Below are 19,749 nucleotides of genomic sequence, written 5' to 3'. Positions count from 1 at the left end.
ACATGACCGTCTTCGCCATCAACACCTTCCGCCTCCGCCGGGGCGTCGACGTCCAGGAGTTCGCGCGGTTCTCCGCCGACCTCGACCGTCCGACCTGCCTCGCTCACGACGTCGTCGAACGATTCGAGGTGTTCCTCGAAACCGGCGAGCCACCGCGCGTCGTCGAGGTGATGGGGGTGCGCGACTGGGCCGAATGGGAGTCGCTGCGCGACACCCATCCCTCGTTCGAGCCCGTGCTCGCCCGGTTCTCCGAGCTCGTGGACACCGAGAGCGTGAGCACACACCTGACCATGACCCTCGATGACGTACGAAAAGGCTGAGGAAATGGCCGAAAGCTATGACGCCGTCGTGATCGGCGCCGGCCACAACGGGCTCGTCGCCGCCAATTACCTGGCGCGCGCCGGACGCAGGGTGCTGGTGCTCGAAGCGCGGGACGTCGTCGGCGGCGCCTGCGTCACCGAGGAGCTCATCCCCGGTTCGCGCTGGTCGTCGTGCGCGTTCATCGCCGGGCTGCTGCGGCCCGAGATCATCGAGGAGCTGGAGCTGGAGCGGTTCGGCCTGGAGCTCTACCAGGGCGAGGCACTGTCGTTCTGCCTCTTCCCCGACGGCGAGCACGTTTTCATGTGGCCCGACATGGACCGCACGCTGCGCGAGTTCGAGCGCCTCAACAAGGGCGACGCGAAGCGGTTCGTCGAATTCGGGCTCCGGATGCAGAAGTTCGCCGGCTTCGTGGTGCCGTGGCTGCTCGAATCGCCGCCCGCGCGTTCCGAAGTGCTCGCGGCCTTCGAGAAGGCGGGCGAGCAGGAGTTGTTCGACGAGTTCACCCTTCTGTCGGTCAGGGATCTGCTGGACCGCTATTTCGAGGACGAGCGGATCAAGAGCTTCCTGACCTTCTTCGGCATGGTGTCGATCTGGGGCGGCCCGTCGACGCCGGGCACCAGCTACGTGTGGGGCCACCACTCGTGGGGCGAGTTCCAGGGGCGCTTCGGCCAGTTCGGCATGGTGCGCGGCGGGATGGGCGGCATCTCCGCCGCGCTCGCCGCCGCCGCGCGCCATCACGGGGCGGAGATCAGGCTGGGCGCGCCGGTCGACACCGTGATCGTCGAGCGCGGCGTGGCGGTCGGCGTCCGGCTCGCGTCCGGCGAGCTCATCGAGGCGGGGCAGGTGCTGTCCAACGCCGATCCGCAGCGTTCGCTGCTCACCCTCCTGCCGGACAAGCACCTCGACCCCGGACTGCGCACGCAGATCGAGAACCTGGACAGCAAGGGATCGATGGCGCGGATCCACCTGTTGATCGACGAGCTGCCGCAGTACCTCGGGTTCGACTCGGCGGAGCCGGGGCCGCAGCACCACGGGCACCAGCTGCTCGGCGCGTCCCGCGAGCTGTTCGAGGCCGCCGCGGTGGCCCAGCGGCAGGGCACCTTCCCCGAGCACTACGTGATCGAGGCGGTCATCCAGAGCGTCACCGACCCGGGCCTGGCCCCGCCCGGGAAGCACACGATGACGCTCGGCGTCCAGCAGCTGTCGTTCGAGCTCGCGGGCACGACCTGGGACGAGGTCAAGGAGTCCTGGGCCGACGCCGTGCTGGAGGACCTGTTCGCCTACGCGCCCAACCTGCGCGGCCACATCCTCGACCGGGTCGTGATCACGCCGCAGGACCTGGAACGCGAGTACCTGATCACGGGCGGGAACATCTTCCACGGCGGCATGCTGCTCGACCAGCTGTTCAGCAGCAGGCCGCTGGACGCGCTCAAGGACTACCGGACTCCGGTGGAGAACTACTACCTCTGCGGCGCGGGGACGCATCCCGGCGGCGGCGTCATGGGGGCCAGCGGGCACAACGCCGCCTCGGCGGCGCTCGCCGACCTCGGCGTCGCGCGGGCGGCGGCACGCCGCAGGCGCGGGAAACGGCCCCATGAGAACGTGCTCGACCGGATCACCGCGACCCGCGCGGGACGCGCGCTGAGCTACCAGGTCGCCCGCCAGCCGCTGCTGCGGAAGATCACCCGCGCGGCCGCCAGGACGCGGCGATGAACGCGCCGCTGCGCAGCGCCCGCTGGTTCGGCGGGCAGGACGTGCCCGGGTTCGTGCACCGCAGCGCCCTGCGCGCGACGGGCATCGGCCGCGCGGCCTTCGAAGGGCGGCCGGTCATCGGCATCTGCAACTCGTGGTCGGAGCTGGTCAACTGCAACGTGCACCTGCGCGGGCTGGTGGACGCGGTCAAGCGCGGCGTGCTGCAGGAAGGCGGCGTGCCGCTGGAGTTCCCGACGATGTCGCTGGGCGAGCAGCTGATGAAGCCGACCGCGATGCTCTACCGCAATCTGATGTCGATGGACGTCGAGGAATCCCTGCGCGCCAACCCGATCGACGCGACGGTGCTGCTCGCCGGCTGCGACAAGACGGTACCCGCGCAGCTGATGGGCGCGGCGAGCGCGGACGTGCCGGCGGTCATGGTGACGGGCGGGCCGGCCAATCCGGCCGTCTTCCGCGGCCGCCGCCACGGCGTCGGCACGGACCTGTGGCGCCATGTCGACGACGTGCGCGCCGGGCTGATGAGCATGGACGAGTACGAGGAGCTCGAGGCGGCCTCCGCGCCCTCGCCGGGGCACTGCCCGGAGATGGGGACGGCCTCGACGATGGCCTCGATCGTCGAGGCGCTCGGGATGAGCCTGCCGGGCTCGGCCGCGATCCCGGCGACGGACGCGCGCCGGTACCAGCTCGCCGAGGCGTCCGGCCGCCGGGCGGTCGCGCTGGCCCGCGAGGGCACGCGCCCGTCGCGGATCCTGACTCCCGGCGCGTTCGACAACGCGATCACCACGCTGCTCGCGGTCGGCGGATCGACGAACGCCGTCGTCCACCTGCTCGCGCTGGCCGGGCGCGCCGGCGTCGCGCTCACGCTCGACCGCTTCCACGAGCTGTCGGAACGGACCCCGCTGCTGGTCGACGTCCGCCCCGCGGGCGAGCACCTGGTGGAGGACCTGTTCCACGCGGGCGGGATCCCGGCGGTGCTGCGCGAGCTGCGTCCGCTGCTCGCACTGGACGCCCTGACGGTCAACGGCCGCACGATCGGCGAGAACGTCGCGCGGTACGGCGGCGATGGGGACCCTGCGCGGTACGGCGGCGAGGACGTCATCGCGCCGCTCGACCGGCCGTACCAGCCGCCGGGCGGCCTGGCGGTCGTGCGCGGTTCGCTGGCTCCCGGCGGCGCGGTCGTGAAGTGCAGCGCCGCGAGCCCCGAGCTGCTCCGGCACACCGGCCCGGCGGTGGTGTTCGACGGCATGACCGACCTCGCGGCCCGGATCGACGACCCGGACCTCGACGTCACCGCGGACTCGGTGCTGGTGCTGCGCAACGCCGGTCCGCGCGGCGGGCCGGGCATGCCCGAATGGGGGCAGCTGCCCATCCCGGCGAGGTTGCTGCGCGCGGGGGTCCGCGACATGGTGCGGGTCTCCGACGCGCGGATGAGCGGCACCGCGTTCGGCACGACCGTCCTGCACGTCGCGCCGGAGTCCGCCGCCGGCGGGCCGCTCGCGCTCGTGCGCGACGGCGACCCGATCGCCCTCGACGCGAGGGCCGGCCGGCTCGATCTCCAGGTGCCGGAGACCGAACTCGCCCGCCGGCGGCGGGAATCGGCGCCACCCGCGCCCGCATTCACCCGCGGTTATGGCGCGCTCTATGTCGAACACGTTCTGCAAGCCGATCAAGGATGCGATTTCGATTTCCTGCGGGGGCGATCGGAGAACCCCGGCGAAGAACCGCAGGGAATGCTGTCGGGATGGATAGGAGGCTGGTGAGAGAGGTGATGGATAAAGGGCTTACCGAGGAAGTGGGAAGTACGGCCGAGGCCCCTGGTAAAGTGCTGCCGGTGCAGCCGGAACGCCAGTCGAAGAAGCCGCTCGAGGGCGTCGTCCGGACGGCCAGGGTGCTGCGCGCGCTCGAGGTCCGCGGCGAGGGAAGCCTCACCGAGATAGCCCGCGACGTGGGCCTGAGCGAGCCGACCGTGCTGCGTTACCTGCACAGCCTCGTCTCCGAGAACTTCGTGGAACGGGTGAACGACACCCGGTACCGGCTCGGCTGGGAGATCTTCCGGATGGGGCACCGGGTGCCGTCCAGCGCGGTTCCGCGCGGCGAGTCGCTGCCGGTGATGACGACCCTGCTCGAACGGTTCAACGAGACGGTCAACCTCGCCATCCGCTACGGCGACCAGGTCGTCATCGTCGAGGTCCTGCACAGCTCGCGCACGGTGCGGAAGCTGAACGAGATCGGCCAGGTCGACCCCTGGCACGCCTCGGCCCTGGGCAAGGCGATGCTCAGCGTGATGAGCGAAGCGGAACGCCGCGCGCTCTTGCGCCGGGGCATCCTGCATGCCCACACGAAGCACACCCTGACCGACCCCGACGCGGTGGAACGGGACGTGCTCGCCGCGAGGGAACGGGGTTACGCGATCGACGCCGAAGAGGCCGCCGAAGACCTCACCTGCGTGGCCTCGGCCGTGCCCACCCAGCCCGGACTGCCGCAGATGGCGCTCAGCGTCAGCTTCCTGTCCCATCGGCTGGACGACAAGACCCTCGACTCGGCGGGCGAGGCCGTGCACTCGGCCTCGCTCGAACTGGCCCGGAGGCTGCGCACCGGCGCCTGAGCGGGCCGGACTCGCCGCCGTGACCTGATCCGGGTCCGCGGAAAACTCTCGACCGAAGCCAATGACCTCGTATTTCGCGCACGTCGCGCATCGCGCGCAAAAGTCAATGTAATTAGATTTCACTGAATGAAAGGTGGCGGCCGCGGGGGCGGTCTCGTCATCGCCACGGAAGTTCTCCGGAGTCACGAAAATCGCCGGCCCACCCGAAGGGCGGATGGGCCCGAGCAGAATCGGACCGACCAATGGACACTGGCAAAGACCTTTCCGTCCCCCCGACCCCGGCCGACCGCGACGTCCCCGTGCCGGCCGGCGCGGGCCGGGGTAATCACGGCCTGCGCAGGAACACCCTCGGCACGAGCAGCATCGTCTTCTACATCATCGCCGCGGCGTCGCCGCTGACCGTCGTCATCGCACTGTTCCCGATCATGATCGGGGCGGGCAACGGGGTGGGGCTGTCGGGCGCGTTCGTGCTCGCGGCCGCGATCCTGCTGCTGTTCGCCGTCGGCTACGTCGCGATGAGCAGGCACATCACCAACGCCGGAGCCTTCTACGCCTACGTGACCCTGGGCCTCGGACGGCCGTTCGGCCTGGGCTCGGCCTCGCTGGCCATCTGGGCCTACAACGCGATCCAGGTAGGGCTCTACGGCGGCTTCGGCTACTACGCCGCGGACCTGACGCACTCGGCGACCGGCGTGAACGTCCCGTGGTGGCTGTTCGCCCTGGCCGCGATGGCGGCCTGCCTCGCGCTCGGCGTGCACGGGGTGCACACCGGCGCCCGCGTGCTCGGCGTGCTCATGTCGTGCGAGACGATCATGATCATCGTGCTGTCCGGCGCCATCTGCGTGGACCTCGTCCGGTCCGGCACCGCGGTGACGTTCGAGCCGTTCAGCCCCACGACCACGGTCTCGGCCGGGCTGGGCATCTCGCTGATGTTCGCGCACGCCTCCTTCATCGGCTTCGAGGGCAGCGCGATCTACGGCGAGGAGGCCCGCGACCCCAGGCGCACGGTGCCCCGCGCGACCTACGTCGCGGTGGTGTTCATGGGCCTGCTGTACGCGGTGGCGTCCTGGCTGGTCGTGAACGCGGTCGGCCCGCAGTCCGTGGTGGGCGTCGCGCAGAAGGAGTCCGGCGACTTCATCTTCGCGGTCAGCAACACGATCCTCGGCTCGTGGGCCACCGGGATCTTCCACATCCTGATCCTGACCGCGATCTTCGCCGCGATCGTCACGTTCCACAACAACGTCGCGCGCTACCTGTTCTCCCTCGGCAGGCAGAACGTGCTCTGGTCCGCGCTCGGCCACACCCGCCGCGCCAAGCAGACGCCGTACGTCGCCTGCATCGTCCAGACCGGCATCGCCGCGCTGGTGGTCGGAGCGTTCGCGGTTTTCGGGCTGGACCCGTTCGCCACGCTGTTCACCTGGATGACCGGCGTCGGCGCGATCGGGGTGATCCTGTCGCAGACGATCGCCTCCCTCGCGATCTTCTTCTACTTCCGCCGGACGAGGGTCGACCGCCGCCTCTGGCACACCCTCGTCGCGCCCGTCCTCGCCACCGCCGGGCTGCTGACCCTGCTCTACCTGACGCTGGACAGCCTCGACGTCCTGCTCGGCGTCGGCGGCTGGGCGGCCTTCGCGTTCGTGGCGCTGACCTTCCTGTCCCTGCTGGCCGGAATCGCCGGCGGGCTGCTGCTGCGGCGCCGGTCGCCGGACAAGTACCACCGGCTGCGCGCCGCGCTGACCGAAACCGTTGTCTGACAGCGGCACGAGAAACCGAACTGAAGGGGATAGACGCCCGATGAACAATCCAGCCCGACCCGAGAACCGGACGAACGGGGCCGGCCTGCTGCGCGCGCAGGGGCTGCCCGAGTCCGACGACTACGGGCGCACCCGCTCCCCACTGCGGTTCGGCGACGGCGGGGACTACCGCCTGGAGATCTCCGGAGTCGAGCGGCTGTCCACCCTGGAGGTGCTGATCGCCGAGTCCGCGCGGCACGGGGTGCACATCCACCGCATCGTCTCCTTCGGCGGGGGCGCCACGCTGCTCGACCGCGGCGAATTGAAGGCGTTCGCGCAACTGGCCGCGGAGCACGACATCGAGGTGGTCGCCTGCCCGGGGCCGCGATCGGGCTGGGACAGCGGGCGGCAGGCGCTGACCGAGGAGGGCGTCACCACGGGGAAGCGCGTCCGCGGGGCCGACAACCTGCGGCGCCTGCTCGACGACTACCTACGGATCTTCTCGGTGGGCCTGCGCGGGGTCCTCGTCGTCGACGAGGGGGTGCTGGACGTGCTGCACCACGCCCGCGAGGCCGGCGATCTCCCGCCGGACGCGTTCTTCAAGGTCTCGGTGTACGCGGGCCACGCCAACCCGGCCTCGGTGCGGATCCTGGAGCGGCTGGGCGCCGACAGCGTCAACCCGGTCGGCGACCTGTCGCTGCCGATGCTCGCCGCGATCCGCTCGCAGGTGCGCATCCCGCTCGACGTGTGGGCCCTGACCTTCGACTCCTTCGGCGGGATGAACCGGCTCTGGGAGGCGGCCGAGATCGCGGCCGTGGCGGCGCCGGTGTACTTCAAGATCGAGCCCGGCGAGTCGGAGTCGGTGATGTACAACGGCTACACCGACCCCGCTTACCACGAGATGCTGATCCGGCACAAAGTGCGGCACGCCGCGATCCTGACCGAGTTGTCCGAGACGGTCGACCCGACGGTGCTGGCCTCACCGGCACCCCAGGCCGTCATGCCGGAACCCGTTCCGTAAGATTCGGCGGCGGACACGGGGGGAGGCCACGCGCGGCCTCCCCCCGAATTCAACGGCCTGAATCACCGGCCGGCTGGAAATCGGGATGCTGGAGGCCGAGTCGGCCATTAGGATCTCGGGTCGCGGACGTTTAATCGCGATGGGTTAAGCGCCGTCCCCCACTTCTCATGGAAAGACGCCCTGGATGATGCGGGTTCCGGAGCAACGGCCTGAGTACCCCGAGTTGTTGGAGCGGGGGCACCCCTTCAGGCAGTGGAAGACGTGGCGGATTCCCGGTGCCGAGCTGACGCTCACCGGCTACTCTCGCGCGAACGACAAGACCTTCTTTCACATCCCCGAGCTGCGGTGCAGCCTTGACGCGGGGCTGTGTGAAGGGCGGCAGGTGGACACGGTCTTCCTGACCCACACCCACCATGATCACTCCAAGGATCTCGATTTCCTGGCGTCCAAGGCGTCCGGGACGGACATCTACCTGCCCGCTGAGGCGGTGACCTACGCGGAGTCCTACCTGCGCGCGTCCGCCGAACTGAACCATGGGCCGGGCTTCGACCCGGCGTTGGCGACGGGTCACCGCCTGCATGGTGTGCGGCAGGGCGATGAGTTCGTCTTCGGACGCCGCGGGCACCACGTGCGGGTGGTGGAGTGCGAACACAAGGTGCCCTGTGTGGGTTACGCGTTTTCGGAGCGGCGCAAGGCTCTGCTCCCGGAATTCGACGAGTTGCGACGGTCGCTGGGAGAAGAAGGGCGGGGCGGGGAATTCGGGCGGATGATGGCCCGGTACCGCAAGGATGGTGTCGAGGTCGACCGTGTGGTCGACCGGCCGCTGTTCGCGTTCCTCGGCGATACCCATGTGAACGTGTTCGAGCGAAATCCATGGCTCTTCGAATATCCGGTCGTCATCACCGAGTGCACCTTCCTGGACGACGCCGAATTGGACCGCGCGAACCGGATCGGGCACACCGTGTGGAGTCGGCTCAGGCCCGTGATCGAGGCTCATCCGCAGACCCTGTTCGTCCTGACCCACTTCAGCCTGCGCTACTCGGACCGGCAGATTCTGGCGTTCTTCCACCGGGAGTGGGAGGAGGCGAAGGGCGGGCGGCCTGGCAACGTCTTGCTGTGGGTGCACCCGGAAAGCCACCTGCCCGAACAGCATCAGCAGAGCGGATCCTGACTGTTCAGTTCGCCACCCGCCAAGTCTTGCAAGGGATCACGCAGGTCCTTACCGGGTGGTCGTCAGTTCGACGAGGTCGGCGAGGACTTCGGAGGCGGTGATCGGGTCCAGTTCGGAGAACGGCAGGGGCCGGGGCTCGACTCGCCGGCCGAGGTCGGCGCCCAGGGTGAGCCAGACACGGTCGATTCGCTGCTCGGGCCAGAAGCCGATGTCACCGACCACGATGCCCGGATCAACGCTGATGACGACGGCTCGGCCACCGGGCAGTTCGCGGAGGACACCGGGCTGGATGCCGTTGTCCTCGGCGCTGCCCCGCTGCCAGCCGCGCCGCTCCATGCCGACCAGTCTGCCGACCGGCACCGTGACGTCGTGGAAGCGTCCCAGCTCGGTGCCCCCGCGCTCGTCCTCGGTCAGCGCGTACGTGGGGCGGTGAAGCTGCGGGAAGGGCTGGTTGATCTCGTAGGCGTCGAACACCTCGGCCCACGTCTCCAGGTCGCCGGCCAGGTGGAGCGGATGGGCCACCCCCACCCGGGCCGTCTCGGGCAGGGGCAGCTCGTCGTCCTGAAGGTCGGCGAACGACCGGTCCTCGGCGACGCGGAACGCGCGGCCCTCCTCGGTGATCCACACCAGCCGCCGGGCGATGTGCCGCACCAGTGGATGCTCGACGATGAGAGTCCGGAAGTCCTGGACGCTCCACCGGTGCTGCGCGACCATGGCTCGTTCGAAGCGACGGAGCCGTTCGTCGGCCACGGACCGGACGTCCTTCTTCAGGGCGGCGAACCGCCGGCGGGCGGCCGGGGCCAGCTCCTGGTGGTCGCGGACGCCCGGCGTGGGAAGGCCGGCGCGCCGCTGACCCTTGTCGTCGACGATGTACGGCCTGAGCCGCTCGTCGAAGCCCGCGGTGAAGCCGCGCGGGCCGTAGTCGAGGAACATCTCGCCCCTCTCGTCCAGCCCGAAGTCGGGGACGAGCCGGTCGCCCAGCTGTCCGGGGCTCAGCCCGAGCTCCTCGGCCAGGACGTCGATCCGCTCCTGCGCCTTCCTTCTGAGGCCCTTGTACTTGACCTTGGTGGCCGTGTCGTGGAGGTGCATCAGCGCCACATCGCTGCCGATCGCGAGCAGGACGTCCAGGCCCCTGACCGCCTTGCCGTGGCCGCCTTCGCCCGGCCAGGCCTGGATCACCGGCGTGAACCTGCGCACCGTCTCGTCGTCGCCGAACAGGCCCAAGGCCGTCAGCACCCACTCGGTCTCTTCCTCGAGGTAGCTCCGCTCGCGCAGGCCCGACGACTCGAACAGGCGCCAGGCGAGTGCGGCGAGGGAGGCGGGGGTGCAGATCTCCCTGACGACGTCGATGCCCGCGTACGGCTTGCCCGGCTTCGAGACGGAGAGCATGGTGACGATGTGGTCGACCGCGTCGGCGGGAAGTGCCCGGCCGTTCTCTCTGAGAAGCACTTGGGGGAGGATGTACGGATCCGGCCATACCGGCCGCCGCGGCATCTCCGGCGGAAGGTCGTCCAGGGGGTCGGTGGCGAGCAGCACCTCGGCCGCCTTCGCGGCCTTGGCGCCGTACTCACCGGCCACGTCAAGGACTTCCCCGTCGCCTTCGGCCCCGGCGATGCGCCGAAGGGCGGCCTCCGCCTTGTAACGCCGCGGGCCGGTCTTCCCCAGCGCGGTGGGAATGAGGGCACGGATCTCTGCCCGCCCTTCCGGCTCTCCCGGCTGGGCGGGCAGCGGCTGGAGTCCCTTGACGGTCACCCGCCTGAACTTGGGACGCTCGCGCGTCCACGGCGGCTCGACCAGCAGCCGCGGCAGGGACTCCGCCGCGGCCTCCGGCGCCCAGCCGGCGGCCGACTCGCCGATCGACTCGACGACGTCGCGGGCCGCCGCGGACAGGCGCGGCACGACGACGGCGGTGATGCCGGGACGGGCCGCGACGTGGTCGCGGAGCAGCCGGACGGCGTAGGAGGAGATCGGCGCGGGGCCCGACACGGCCGCCTCGCCGAGCAGCCGCAGCGCCCGCCGGGGGTGGTGGCGAGCCGTCTCGATCACGGCCTTGTGCACGTGCGGCCGGTCAAGGCGGTCCACTAGAAGCCGGAACGCCTCGTCCGTCGCCAGCACACCGATTCCCCGCAGCAGCTCGTACGGGTCGCGTCCGATCTCGGTCTCTTCCTCGGCGACGGTGGCCAGTGTCGAGGCCAGCGCCGGACCGACGCCGTCGACGGCCGTGGGGAGCACGCCCGGCCTGCCGTTGAGCCAGGACCACCCGCTCTGCCTGGCGAGCAGCGTGGCGAGCTGGCCGGCCGACCCCATCGTGCGCAGCACCATCATCCAGGTGTGCGGCTGCAGGCGGGGCAGGGTGGCGCAGAGTTCGTCGACCCACGCGGTCTGCGTCGGCACCAGGTACGCGGCGGCCAGGCGTCGCATGCCGTCATGGCGGCGGTCGCCCAGGACGTCGACGGCCCGCTCGTACTCCGACTCGTCGGCGGCCGCGAGAAAGGCGCGAACGCGGGCCGCGACCCGTTCGAGGCAATCCAGACCATGGTTGTAGCCGGGGTCCTGCTTGTCCAGGCGGCGGAGCCGGAGATGGCGCCCGTCCTTCCGCTCCCGCCAGCCGTAACCGTCGACGAACACGCCGCTGAGCCCGACCGTGGCCGCGGCGGCGAACACCAGGCCGTGCTCGGCGATCCACGCGTCCGCGAAGGTGGCGAACGGTTCCTCGCCGTACTCGTAGCCGTCCCGTAGCGGCCATTCCGCGGCGAGGACGGCCGCGATCACGGCGGCGCCCTGGGGGTCCGCCTCGCCCCGCAAGTACGCGCGGGCTGCCCCGACCAGGTCTCCCCGGCTCTGCGGGTCGTCGAGCACACGGTCGATCTCGTCGCGCGTCTCCTTCACCCACTGCTGAGCAGTGGAGGCGGCGTCGGTGTCGAGTTCGAGCGAAGGCCCGGACATCCCACCGCGACGTGGATGGAGTGCGGCGCGCCAATCGTCAGGGATGACGAGAAGATCCTCGTTCTGGGGCATGTGGAGAAAGTAGTGCCGTCTCCCGACAGAATCCGGCGAGCATGGAACGGCGCTCGCGCGGGTGGGTGTGTTCGTCGCACGCGGGGTTGATCACTCGATGACGGCCGTCGCCTCGACCTCCACGAGCACGTCCGGCTCGAAGAGGACCTCGACACCGATCAGCGACGCGGGCGGCATGGGCCGCGGCAGCCCGATCTCCTCGGCGACCTCCTCGACGCCGGCCATGAAGTCGGTGATCTTCCCTGGTGTCCAGCGGGTGACATAGAAGGTCAGCCGCACGACGTCGGAGAACGTCGCTCCCGCTCCGGCGAGGCCGGTCGCGGTGTTGCGCAGCGCCTGGGCGACCTGTCCGGCGAGGTCGTCCGGTGCGACATGCGCGCCGTCGCCGAGGCGGGCGACCTGGCCGCTGACGTGGACCTGCCGCAGACCGGTGGCGACGGCGACATGGTGGTAGGGGACGGGCTGGAGCAGGCCCGCGGGACTGAAGCGGTGGACGGCCACGGAGATCTCCTCGGATCGGGAAACGAAGGTATCTCTTTGATACTTGGTAGTCTCAGGTAACTTCAACGAAACGAGGTGCCATGGCGGATACCGCCCCCGGCAACGCCCCCGAGTTGACGATCAGTGCGCCGCACCGCGAACTGCTCGACCAGGTCCTCGACAAGTGGTCGTTGCAGGTGCTCAACGCCCTGTGCGAACGCCCGCACCGTTTCAACGAGATGCGCCGCGCAATCCCTGCTGTGTCTCAGAAATCGCTCACCGCCACACTGCGACGGCTTGAACGCAACGGCATCGTCGAACGGGTGCTGCTCGGCACACGCCCGGTCGCCGTCGAGTACCGGATCACCCCGCTCGGCAAGACATTGCGACGCCCCGTCGACGTCCTCCTGGAATGGGCCGCCTCCCAGATGCCGGCGATCGAAGCCGCGCGGGCGCGCTTCGACGACGACTTCGGTCATCCGGCGTGAACGGCTCCTTCCGCGATGAGGCCGTCGATGGCCCCGTCGTCGTAGCCGACCTCGGCGAGGACCTGGCGGGTGTGCTCCCCGAGGGCGGGTGGAGGCATGCGCACGGGGACCCGCTCCCCGTCGTAGCGGACGGGGTGAGCCGGCAGGCGGACGGTGCCCGCGGTGGGGTGGTCGATCGTCATGATCGACTCGTTGTGCGCGATTTGGGGGTCCTTCTCGACATCGGCATGGGTCTGCACCGGGGCATGCCACACCGACAGTTCGGTGAATCTCGCCAGCCAGTTCCCGGTGGTTCTGGACGAGATATGAAAGGCCACCCGCGCGTTGATCTCCGTCCGCCGGGAGAACTCCTCGGATTGCGGAATGGCGGCGAACCAAGGGTCTTCGAAGATCTCCGCGAGTTTGCCCGTCGAGGTCAGCGACAGGCAGACATGGCCGTCGGCCGTCGCGAACACACCGTAAGGGGCCTTGTAGAAAGGTGAGGAGACCCCGGTCGGTTCCCGGTCCTGGCCGAAGCCGTTGAGGTGGTAGCTGAGGGGCTCGATCTGGAGGTCGAGTGCGGCGCTGAGGAGGTCGCTCTCCACCCTGTGGCCGTCGCCGGTGCGGGCACGGTCGAACAGCGCCCCGAGGATGCCGACGGCGGCGATGGCGGCGGCGTGCTGGTCCACGATCGACGCGCCGACGGGAATGGGCGGGGCCTCGGCCGGGCCGTTGAGGGAGGCGAGGCCGGACAGGGCTTGCAGCAGCACGTCCTGGCCCGGTCGGTCACGGTAGGGGCCGCTTCCGCCGTAGCCCGTGAGCGATGCGTGGACGATGCCCGGATTCAGCGCCCTGATCTGCGCGGGGCCCAGCCCCAGACGGTCCATGGCGCCCGGCCGGTAGCTCTCGACGAGCACGTCGGCACGGGCGACCAGGCGGCGCGCGGCCTCGGCTCCCCCGTCGGAGCGCAGGTTCACGGCGATGCTGCGCTGGTTCCGGTTGCCGAGCAGATGGAAGACGCTGTGGCCGTGCAGGTATGCGTCGGGGCCCGACCAGCTCCGTTCGAAGGCGCCGGTGACGGGCTCGACCTTGATGACGTCCGCACCCAGATCCGCGAGGAACTGCGTGGCCGAAGGGCCTTGGAGGAAATGGGTGAAGCTGATGACGGTGATTCCTGCGAGCACGGATGTCCTCCCGATGGGCATAACAATGGTGCGTCGCCCGGTCTGTGCTGCGCTATCCGTCACGTGACTGCATCTTGGCGCACGAAGTGACGGGCTAGGATCGAATACACCCGCAAATTGTTGGAGGCCTCGTGCGCCACCACATCCACCGACACCGCAGCGCGCCGGCAGAGATGTCGCTCGATCAGGCGATCATCGGCCGGGACGCCGAGCTCGCGTTCTTGGTCGACGCGGTGGACCGTGCGCCGGCGGGTGACCGGCTCGTGATGCTCACCGGTGTCCCCGGGGCGGGCAAGAGCACCTTGTTGAAGACCGTGGCGGGGCATGCCCGGGCGGCGGGTGTCCAGGTGCTGCGCTGCACGGGCAGCGAATCAGAGGCAAACCTGGCGTTCGCGGGTCTGCACCAGCTTCTGCGGCCGTTCCTGGGCGACGCCGGCAGGCTGCCCGGCCGTCAACGGGCCGCGCTGCTGGGTGCCGTCGGACTCGGACCCGCCCCGGAGCGGTTCGATCCGATGCTCGTGGGCGTCGCCGTTCTGACACTGTTGTCCGACCTCGCCGACCGGGCTCCGGTCTTGATCGCGGCGGACGACGCGCAGTGGATCGACGGCGCTTCGCTCGACGCCATGGCCTTCGCCGCACGACGGCTGGACATGGAGCCCGTCACCGTGATCGTCGGCACCCGCGGCGGGAGCCCGCTGCCCGGGTTCGACACTGACCGGGTGCTGGAGCTGGACCCTCTCGACGAGGCCGCGGCCGGTCGATTGCTCGACGCACAACCAGGCGAACCGTCCGGGCGGCTGCGGAGGCGGATCCTCCAGCAGGCCGGCGGTAATCCGCTCGCGCTGGTGGAGCTGGCGAGAGCCGCCGCGTCGGACCGCGTCGGCCTGGATGCGGCACTGGCGGGCCCGCTGCCGCTCACCGAGCGGCTCGAACGCATCTTCGCCAGAGCCTTGGCGGGGCTGCCGGAGGCCACCCGGCGCTCGCTCCTGCTGCTGGCCGCGGCCGACGACGCGGACCCCGCATCCGGCGTGGCCATGGCTCTGCCCGACACCGATGACGAGGCATGGTCGCCGGCACAGGACGCCGGGCTGGTGCGGCAGATCGACCGGCGGATCCGGTTCCACCACCCGCTGATCCGGTCGGCCGTGTACAACGTCGCGCCTTTCGACGCCCGGCGCGACGTCCATCTGACGCTCGCCGCGGCGCTGCGGGACGAGCCGGACCGGCGCGCCTGGCATCTGGCCGCCGCCACGCTCCATCAGGACGCCGAGGTGGCGGCCGCGCTGGAGCGGACGGCCGACCGCGCCCGGAGCCGTGGCGGCTACGCGGCGGCCGCGACGGCGCTCGAACGCGCGGCGGAGCTATCCCCGGTACGCGAGGACGCCGCGCGGCGGCTGGTCGCGGCCGCCGAGGCCGCCGTGTTCACCGGGCGGCTCGACTGGGTCGAGGAACTCGCGGCCAAGACCGGTGCGCTCACCACCGACCCGGCGGTCCGGCTGTCCGCCTCACTGCAGGTCGGCCGGCTGATGGCTCTCACGCAGCGTCACTCGGCGGCGTTCTCGCTGCTCGCCCGCAACGCGCGAGCGGCGGCCGGCACGGATCCGGCCACCGCGCTGGAACTCCTCTCCGGCGCCGCCGTGGTCCGCTTCTACTCGGGGCTTGAGGACGAGCGTCGCGAGATCCGGCGGATCCTGCGGTCCGTCAGGGCGGGGTCCGGGGACGAGGAACCGCTGCGGGTCTGGGTGACGGTGGTCGCGGATCCGTTCGCCGCCAGGGCGGACGCGCTCGACGAGCTGCCCCGGCTCCTCTCCGAGTGGGGCGGCCGGCCCGACCGGCTGACCATGCTGGCGATCGTCGCCTGGATGCTCGACGAGACGCCCCTGGCCGTCCGCTCCTTCGACGCGGCCCTCGACCAGTGGTCGAACCGCAGTCCCCTGCCGAACGGGCTGGGCTGCGCCGCGGCGCTCGCCTATCTCGATCACGGCAACTGGACACAGGCTCACGCGGTGTGCGCCGAGGTCGCCGCCATCGCGGCGGAGACCGGCCTCGATCATGCCGCGGCGTGCGCCTCGGCGGTCGACGCCATGGTGCTGGCTCTGCGGGGGCGCACGGCGGAGGCACGCGCCCGCGCCGACGAGGCGCTCAAACTGATCGATCCTTCGGACAGCCGATCGGTCGCGGTCTACGCGCGGCGCGGCCTGGGAGCCGCCGCCCTCGCCGACGGCGACCACGAGACGGCTTACGAGCAGTTCCGGCTGGTCTTCGACTCCGGCGGCGAGCCTGTGCACTACCACGCGTCCTGCGCGGCCGTCGCCGATCTCGCCGCGGCCGCCGCCCGCAGCGGTCATCGCACCGAAGCCACGAGCATCGTCGAGCAATTGGCCGGCACCCTCGGCCCGGCCTCCTCGCCGCGTCTGACGGCGTTGATCAGCCGCGCACGGGCCTTGCTGGCCGATCCGGACCGTGCCGAGGCGCACTTCCGGCAGGCCCTCGCGGAGCCGGTCGAGCAGTGGCCCTTCGAGCGCGCGGAAACGCTTCTCGATTACGCGGAGTGGCTGCGGCGCCGGCGGCGCATCAGCGACGCACGCCCGATGCTCGCCGCGGCATTGGAGCGCTTCCGGCATCTGGGAGCGCGCCCGTGGGCCGAGCGCGCGGAGGCCGAGTTGCGGGCCGCGGGTATGGACGTCGTCCCGCCCCTGCCCGACGCGCTGGCGGACCTGTCACCGCAGCAGCAGCGGATCATCCGGCTGGCGGCGCAGGGCCTGACGAACCGCGAGATCGGAGAAAGGCTCTACCTTTCACCGCGTACGGTCAGCTCCCATCTGTACCGCGTCTTCCCGAAGCTCGGCGTCACGGCGCGCTCTCAGCTGCGCGATCTCGTCGAGGGGATGTCCATGGCCGGCGGCAACGTGTAGGCGGGCCGCGGCTGTCAGCGGGCGGTCCCCCGGGTCCGGTCCCGTGACGGCGGAGTCCGCCGCGGGCGCCGCAGCACGGCCCCCTGCTGGATCGGGCCGACGAGGGCGGCGTACTGGCCGAGCCATCCCGGCTCGGCCTGGGGATCGCCCGCGGTGACCGGTGCGCCGTTCCTGGGCGCCTCGGTGTCCAGGCGCCGCGCGTCCAGGTCGATCGTGATCAGGTCGCCGTCGAGCACTCCGGCGAGCGGACCGCCGTCCGCCGCCTCGGGCATGACCTGGCCGACCACGAGGCCGTGGTTGAGCCCGGACAGCTCACCGTCGGTGACCACCGCGACCTGCCCGCCGAGTCCCGCGCCGTTGAGGGCCGCGACGAAGCTCGCCGCGAAGACGGTGCCGGGCCCGCCGCGCGGTCCCATGCCGCGCAATACGATCACGTCACCGGGGTCGATGGCGGACGTGCCGAGGGCCGTGATCGCCGCGTCCTCGCCGGCGAACACGCGTGCGGGGCCCGAGAACCGCCTGCGGGCGGAGCCCACCGCGGCGGCCTTGACGATGGCTCCTTCCGGGGCGAGCGTGCCGCGTACGATCAGCAGGCCCGGTTCCGGCCTCACCGGATTCGACGGGGAGCGCAGCACCTGCCCGTCCGGGCGGGGCGCCCGCTCGGCGAGCTCGGCCACCGTGCGGTCCGAGACCGTCAGGGCATCGCGGTGCAGGCGCGGGAGGAGGGCCCGCAGGACGGCTTGCGCTCCCCCGACCCGCTCCAGGTCCCAGACCTGGTGGGAGCCGTTGGGTCTGATGGCCGCCAGCTGCACCGCGTCCCTCCCCTTCCGCTCGAACGTCGCCACGACGTCCACGTCGAGGTCCGCCTCTTGGGCCACCGCCGTCAGATGGCGGACGCAGTTGACGGAGCCGCCGAGTGCGAGGGCGACCTCGACGGCGTTCTCCAGTGCGTCGGCGGTCAGGATCTGGCGTGCGGTGACGCCTTCATGGACAAGGGACACGATGCGGCGGCCCGCTTCGGCCGCGCGCGCGAGCATGGCCCGGGAGTTCGCCCGCACCGGAGCGGAACCGGGCATGGTCATGCCGAGGGCCTCGGCGAGTACATGCATGGTGTTGGCGGTGGCCAGTCCCGCGCACACACCAGGGCCCTTGATGGCGTGGTCGGCCAGCCGTCCCAGTTCGTCGACGCCCATCCGCCCCGACGCGAGCGCCCCCACGGACTCGTAGACGGTGTCGATGTCGACCGAGCATCCCGCGAGCGTGCCGCCCCCCTGATAGCCGCCGATCACGAGAATGGCCGGCAGGTCGAGCCGGGCCGCCGCCATCAGATGGGCCGGGGTGGTCTTGTCGCAGGAGGACAGGCAGACCATGGCATCGAGCTGGGCGCCTTCCACGACCGCCTCGATGTCGTTCACGATCAGATCCCGGGTGGGCATCAGGTAGCGGGCCTTGCGTCCGGCGCTGGTGACGAAGTCGCTCGGAGCCGTGGTGCGGATCTCCAGGGGCAGGCCCCCGGCCTCGCGGACGGCGTCGGCGACGACACCGGCGACATCGTCGAGGTGGGCGAAGCAGACCGACAGGCGCGAGGAGGTGTTGACGATGGCGATCTTGGGACGGTGCTGCTCCTCCTGCGTCAGTCCCATGGCGGACCACTGGGCCCGCCGGACGGCCCATCGGGTCGTGCCCGGTTCGAAGTTGCTGCGCAGGGGCCTGGGGTCCGGCACGTGCTTCTCCCGGGAGTCGTCGATCACAGGGCACTTCCGCGAGCGGCCATGGCGGCGCGGACGGACTCGCCCTCTATGTCGCCGTAACGGGTGTTCTCGTCGAGGGACAGGACCGTGGCGACGGCGGCGGCATGGCCGTACTCGAAGCACTGGGCGGTGACGCGCGCGGAGGCGAGCGCCTCGTGTTCGGCGCTCAGGCACCGGCCGGCGACGATGACGTTCTCGCCGGTCTCGGGGACGAGCGCCAGATACGGCACCTCGTAGTAGTCGTCGAGGAGCCAGTGAAGCTTGGGCCGGTCGCCGCTGTGGAGTTCGATGGGCCATGGCACCCGGCAGATGCCGTCTCGTCGTTTGCGGGCCGTGACCACGTCGCCGTTGCGGAGGGTCTCCCGGCCGACGATGGTGCGCGTCTGCCGGATGCCGGCCTCGACCCCGGTGTCGACGACATGGCTGTTCTCGCAGCCGGGAACGTGGCGGGCGAGGAACCGCGCGTACGCGCGCACCTGCCTGCGTCCCAGCACCTCGGCCTCGGTGAAGTCCTCGGGGTCGATGACATTGAGCATGCGGCCGTCGCGGGCGGTGAGGCGGGTGGCGTTGACCATGAGCTCGCCGGGTCGCGTGGTCTGGAAGATCCAGATCTTCTGCCGCGGCAGGTCTTCGCCCTCCGAGCGCGCCCGCACGATCGCGTCGGTGACGTCGGGCGGGCAGATGGTGTCCGTGCCGTAGTAGGCGAGAAAGCGCCCCATGTCGACGTTGGCGATGCGGAAGAACATGGTGGGGTTCTGGATCCGGCCGCCATCACCGAACCGGTGGCCATGACCGGCGCGTGCCACGACCGCCGCGTCTCCGGAGGCATCGATCGTCCGGGCCGCCCTCACGATCGCACGGCCCGCGTTGGACTCGATGACGGCGCCCCGGTGCACGTCCCCGTCCATGAGAACGCCGGTGACAGCGGTGTGCAGGAAAACGCGGACGCCGGCCTTTTCCAGCAACGAGTCCGCGGTCTCCCGCCAGACGAGCGGGTCGTGGGCGCAGGTCCAGGTCTTGCCGTACCTCTGCGGTTCGGTGAGACCGCCTCTGGCGGCCAGCTCGGACCGGAAGCGCTCGGCGAAGCCGAACACCACCTGCTCGGGCCCGCCGCCGCGGTCACTGGCCAGGTAGAGTCCGCAGACCGTTCCGGACATTCCCGCCACGGCGGCACCGCCGCAGAATCCGTACTTCTCGATCAGGACGACGCTGCGGCCGTTCTCGGCCGCGACGGTGGCCGCGGCCACCCCGGCGGCTCCGCCACCGACGACCAGCACGTCGACATCGGCGATGACCGGCAGGTCCAAATTCTGAGGGAAGACCGCATGCGGTTCCCATCCGCGCTGCAGGCGGTGATTTGCGGCTGACAT

Annotated in this window: 14 protein-coding genes; 9 read left to right on the top strand and 5 right to left on the bottom strand. The window is 70.8% G+C overall.

The genetic code is table 11. The features are described from left to right. Positions 1-2 precede the first annotated feature (2 nt). The 7 genes from K8Z49_RS32900 to K8Z49_RS32870 all read left to right on the top strand — a co-directional run bounded on the left by K8Z49_RS32900 (position 3) and on the right by K8Z49_RS32870 (position 8,564). Complete coding sequence (locus K8Z49_RS32900; RefSeq protein ID WP_021592580.1) at positions 3-320, top strand: hypothetical protein; 318 nt, start codon at positions 3-5, stop codon at positions 318-320. 4 nt (positions 321-324) lie between these two features. Next, positions 325-2,034, top strand: a complete 1,710-nt coding sequence (locus tag K8Z49_RS32895; RefSeq protein ID WP_412516030.1) for a phytoene desaturase family protein — start codon at positions 325-327, stop codon at positions 2,032-2,034. After that, the gene (locus K8Z49_RS32890) at positions 2,031-3,794 is read left to right on the top strand and encodes an IlvD/Edd family dehydratase (protein WP_021592582.1); all 1,764 of its coding nucleotides are present in this window, start codon (positions 2,031-2,033) and stop codon (positions 3,792-3,794) included. The genes K8Z49_RS32895 and K8Z49_RS32890 overlap by 4 nt, the downstream gene beginning before the upstream one ends. A 71-nt stretch (positions 3,795-3,865) precedes the next feature. Beyond that, a complete protein-coding gene (locus K8Z49_RS32885; protein ID WP_161790979.1) occupies positions 3,866-4,639 on the top strand; it encodes an IclR family transcriptional regulator in 774 nt (257 codons plus the stop codon). A gap of 242 nt (positions 4,640-4,881) precedes the next feature. Continuing rightward, positions 4,882-6,393, top strand: coding sequence for an APC family permease (locus K8Z49_RS32880; protein WP_412516029.1), 1,512 nt, complete (start codon positions 4,882-4,884; stop codon positions 6,391-6,393). A 40-nt stretch (positions 6,394-6,433) separates the two neighbouring features. Next, positions 6,434-7,393 carry a hypothetical protein gene (locus K8Z49_RS32875; protein ID WP_021592585.1) on the top strand — a complete coding sequence of 320 codons (960 nt, stop codon included), beginning with the start codon at positions 6,434-6,436 and terminating at the stop codon, positions 7,391-7,393. Between the two features lie 184 nt (positions 7,394-7,577). Continuing rightward, complete coding sequence (locus K8Z49_RS32870) at positions 7,578-8,564, top strand: MBL fold metallo-hydrolase (RefSeq protein ID WP_075021350.1); 987 nt, start codon at positions 7,578-7,580, stop codon at positions 8,562-8,564. 48 nt (positions 8,565-8,612) lie between these two features. Here K8Z49_RS32870 and K8Z49_RS32865 read toward each other — a convergent pair whose 3' ends face one another. Further along, positions 8,613-11,510, bottom strand: a complete 2,898-nt coding sequence (locus K8Z49_RS32865; protein WP_412516028.1) for a DUF4132 domain-containing protein — start codon at positions 11,508-11,510, stop codon at positions 8,613-8,615. A gap of 162 nt (positions 11,511-11,672) precedes the next feature. After that, positions 11,673-12,083: a RidA family protein gene (locus K8Z49_RS32860; protein ID WP_075021159.1), complete on the bottom strand. Its 411-nt coding sequence runs from the start codon at positions 12,081-12,083 to the stop codon at positions 11,673-11,675. An 80-nt stretch (positions 12,084-12,163) separates the two neighbouring features. On the opposite strand from K8Z49_RS32860, the gene K8Z49_RS32855 reads away from it, so the two are divergent. Beyond that, the gene (locus K8Z49_RS32855; RefSeq protein WP_412516027.1) at positions 12,164-12,550 is read left to right on the top strand and encodes a winged helix-turn-helix transcriptional regulator; all 387 of its coding nucleotides are present in this window, start codon (positions 12,164-12,166) and stop codon (positions 12,548-12,550) included. On the opposite strand, the gene K8Z49_RS32850 is transcribed toward K8Z49_RS32855, so the two are convergent. Further along, positions 12,538-13,713: a CaiB/BaiF CoA transferase family protein gene (locus K8Z49_RS32850; protein ID WP_412516026.1), complete on the bottom strand. Its 1,176-nt coding sequence runs from the start codon at positions 13,711-13,713 to the stop codon at positions 12,538-12,540. The genes K8Z49_RS32855 and K8Z49_RS32850 overlap by 13 nt on opposite strands. A 173-nt stretch (positions 13,714-13,886) precedes the next feature. Here K8Z49_RS32850 and K8Z49_RS32845 point away from each other — a divergent pair, with 173 nt between their 5' ends. Next, positions 13,887-16,628, top strand: a complete 2,742-nt coding sequence (locus K8Z49_RS32845; protein WP_412516025.1) for a helix-turn-helix transcriptional regulator — start codon at positions 13,887-13,889, stop codon at positions 16,626-16,628. Positions 16,629-16,642: 14 nt separating this feature from the next. On the opposite strand, the gene K8Z49_RS32840 is transcribed toward K8Z49_RS32845, so the two are convergent. Together K8Z49_RS32840 and K8Z49_RS32835 are read right to left on the bottom strand one after the other, a co-directional pair. After that, a complete protein-coding gene (locus tag K8Z49_RS32840) occupies positions 16,643-18,379 on the bottom strand; it encodes a dihydroxy-acid dehydratase (protein ID WP_412516024.1) in 1,737 nt (578 codons plus the stop codon). Then, on the bottom strand, positions 18,376-19,686 hold the full coding sequence (locus tag K8Z49_RS32835) for an FAD-dependent oxidoreductase (protein WP_412516023.1): 1,311 nt from the start codon (positions 19,684-19,686) through the stop codon (positions 18,376-18,378). Before K8Z49_RS32835 ends, K8Z49_RS32840 begins: the two co-directional genes overlap by 4 nt. Between the last annotated feature and the right edge of the window lie 63 nt (positions 19,687-19,749).

The sequence above is a fragment of the Actinomadura madurae genome, from assembly GCF_047130825.1.
In the GTDB taxonomy this organism is placed as follows: domain Bacteria; phylum Actinomycetota; class Actinomycetes; order Streptosporangiales; family Streptosporangiaceae; genus Spirillospora; species Spirillospora madurae.
This window is presented reverse-complemented; position numbering and strand designations above follow the sequence as displayed.

Excerpts from the sequence above, each read along its gene's own strand:
- K8Z49_RS32900 (WP_021592580.1), top strand. The coding sequence starts at position 3 with ATGACCGTCTTCGCCATCAACACCTTCCGCCTCCGCCGGGGCGTCGAC.
- K8Z49_RS32895 (WP_412516030.1), top strand. The coding sequence starts at position 325 with ATGGCCGAAAGCTATGACGCCGTCGTGATCGGCGCCGGCCACAACGGG.
- K8Z49_RS32890 (WP_021592582.1), top strand. The coding sequence starts at position 2,031 with ATGAACGCGCCGCTGCGCAGCGCCCGCTGGTTCGGCGGGCAGGACGTG.
- K8Z49_RS32880 (WP_412516029.1), top strand. The coding sequence starts at position 4,882 with ATGGACACTGGCAAAGACCTTTCCGTCCCCCCGACCCCGGCCGACCGC.
- K8Z49_RS32875 (WP_021592585.1), top strand. The coding sequence starts at position 6,434 with ATGAACAATCCAGCCCGACCCGAGAACCGGACGAACGGGGCCGGCCTG.
- K8Z49_RS32870 (WP_075021350.1), top strand. The coding sequence starts at position 7,578 with ATGATGCGGGTTCCGGAGCAACGGCCTGAGTACCCCGAGTTGTTGGAG.
- K8Z49_RS32865 (WP_412516028.1), bottom strand. The coding sequence starts at position 11,510 with ATGTCCGGGCCTTCGCTCGAACTCGACACCGACGCCGCCTCCACTGCT.
- K8Z49_RS32855 (WP_412516027.1), top strand. The coding sequence starts at position 12,164 with ATGGCGGATACCGCCCCCGGCAACGCCCCCGAGTTGACGATCAGTGCG.
- K8Z49_RS32845 (WP_412516025.1), top strand. The coding sequence starts at position 13,887 with ATGTCGCTCGATCAGGCGATCATCGGCCGGGACGCCGAGCTCGCGTTC.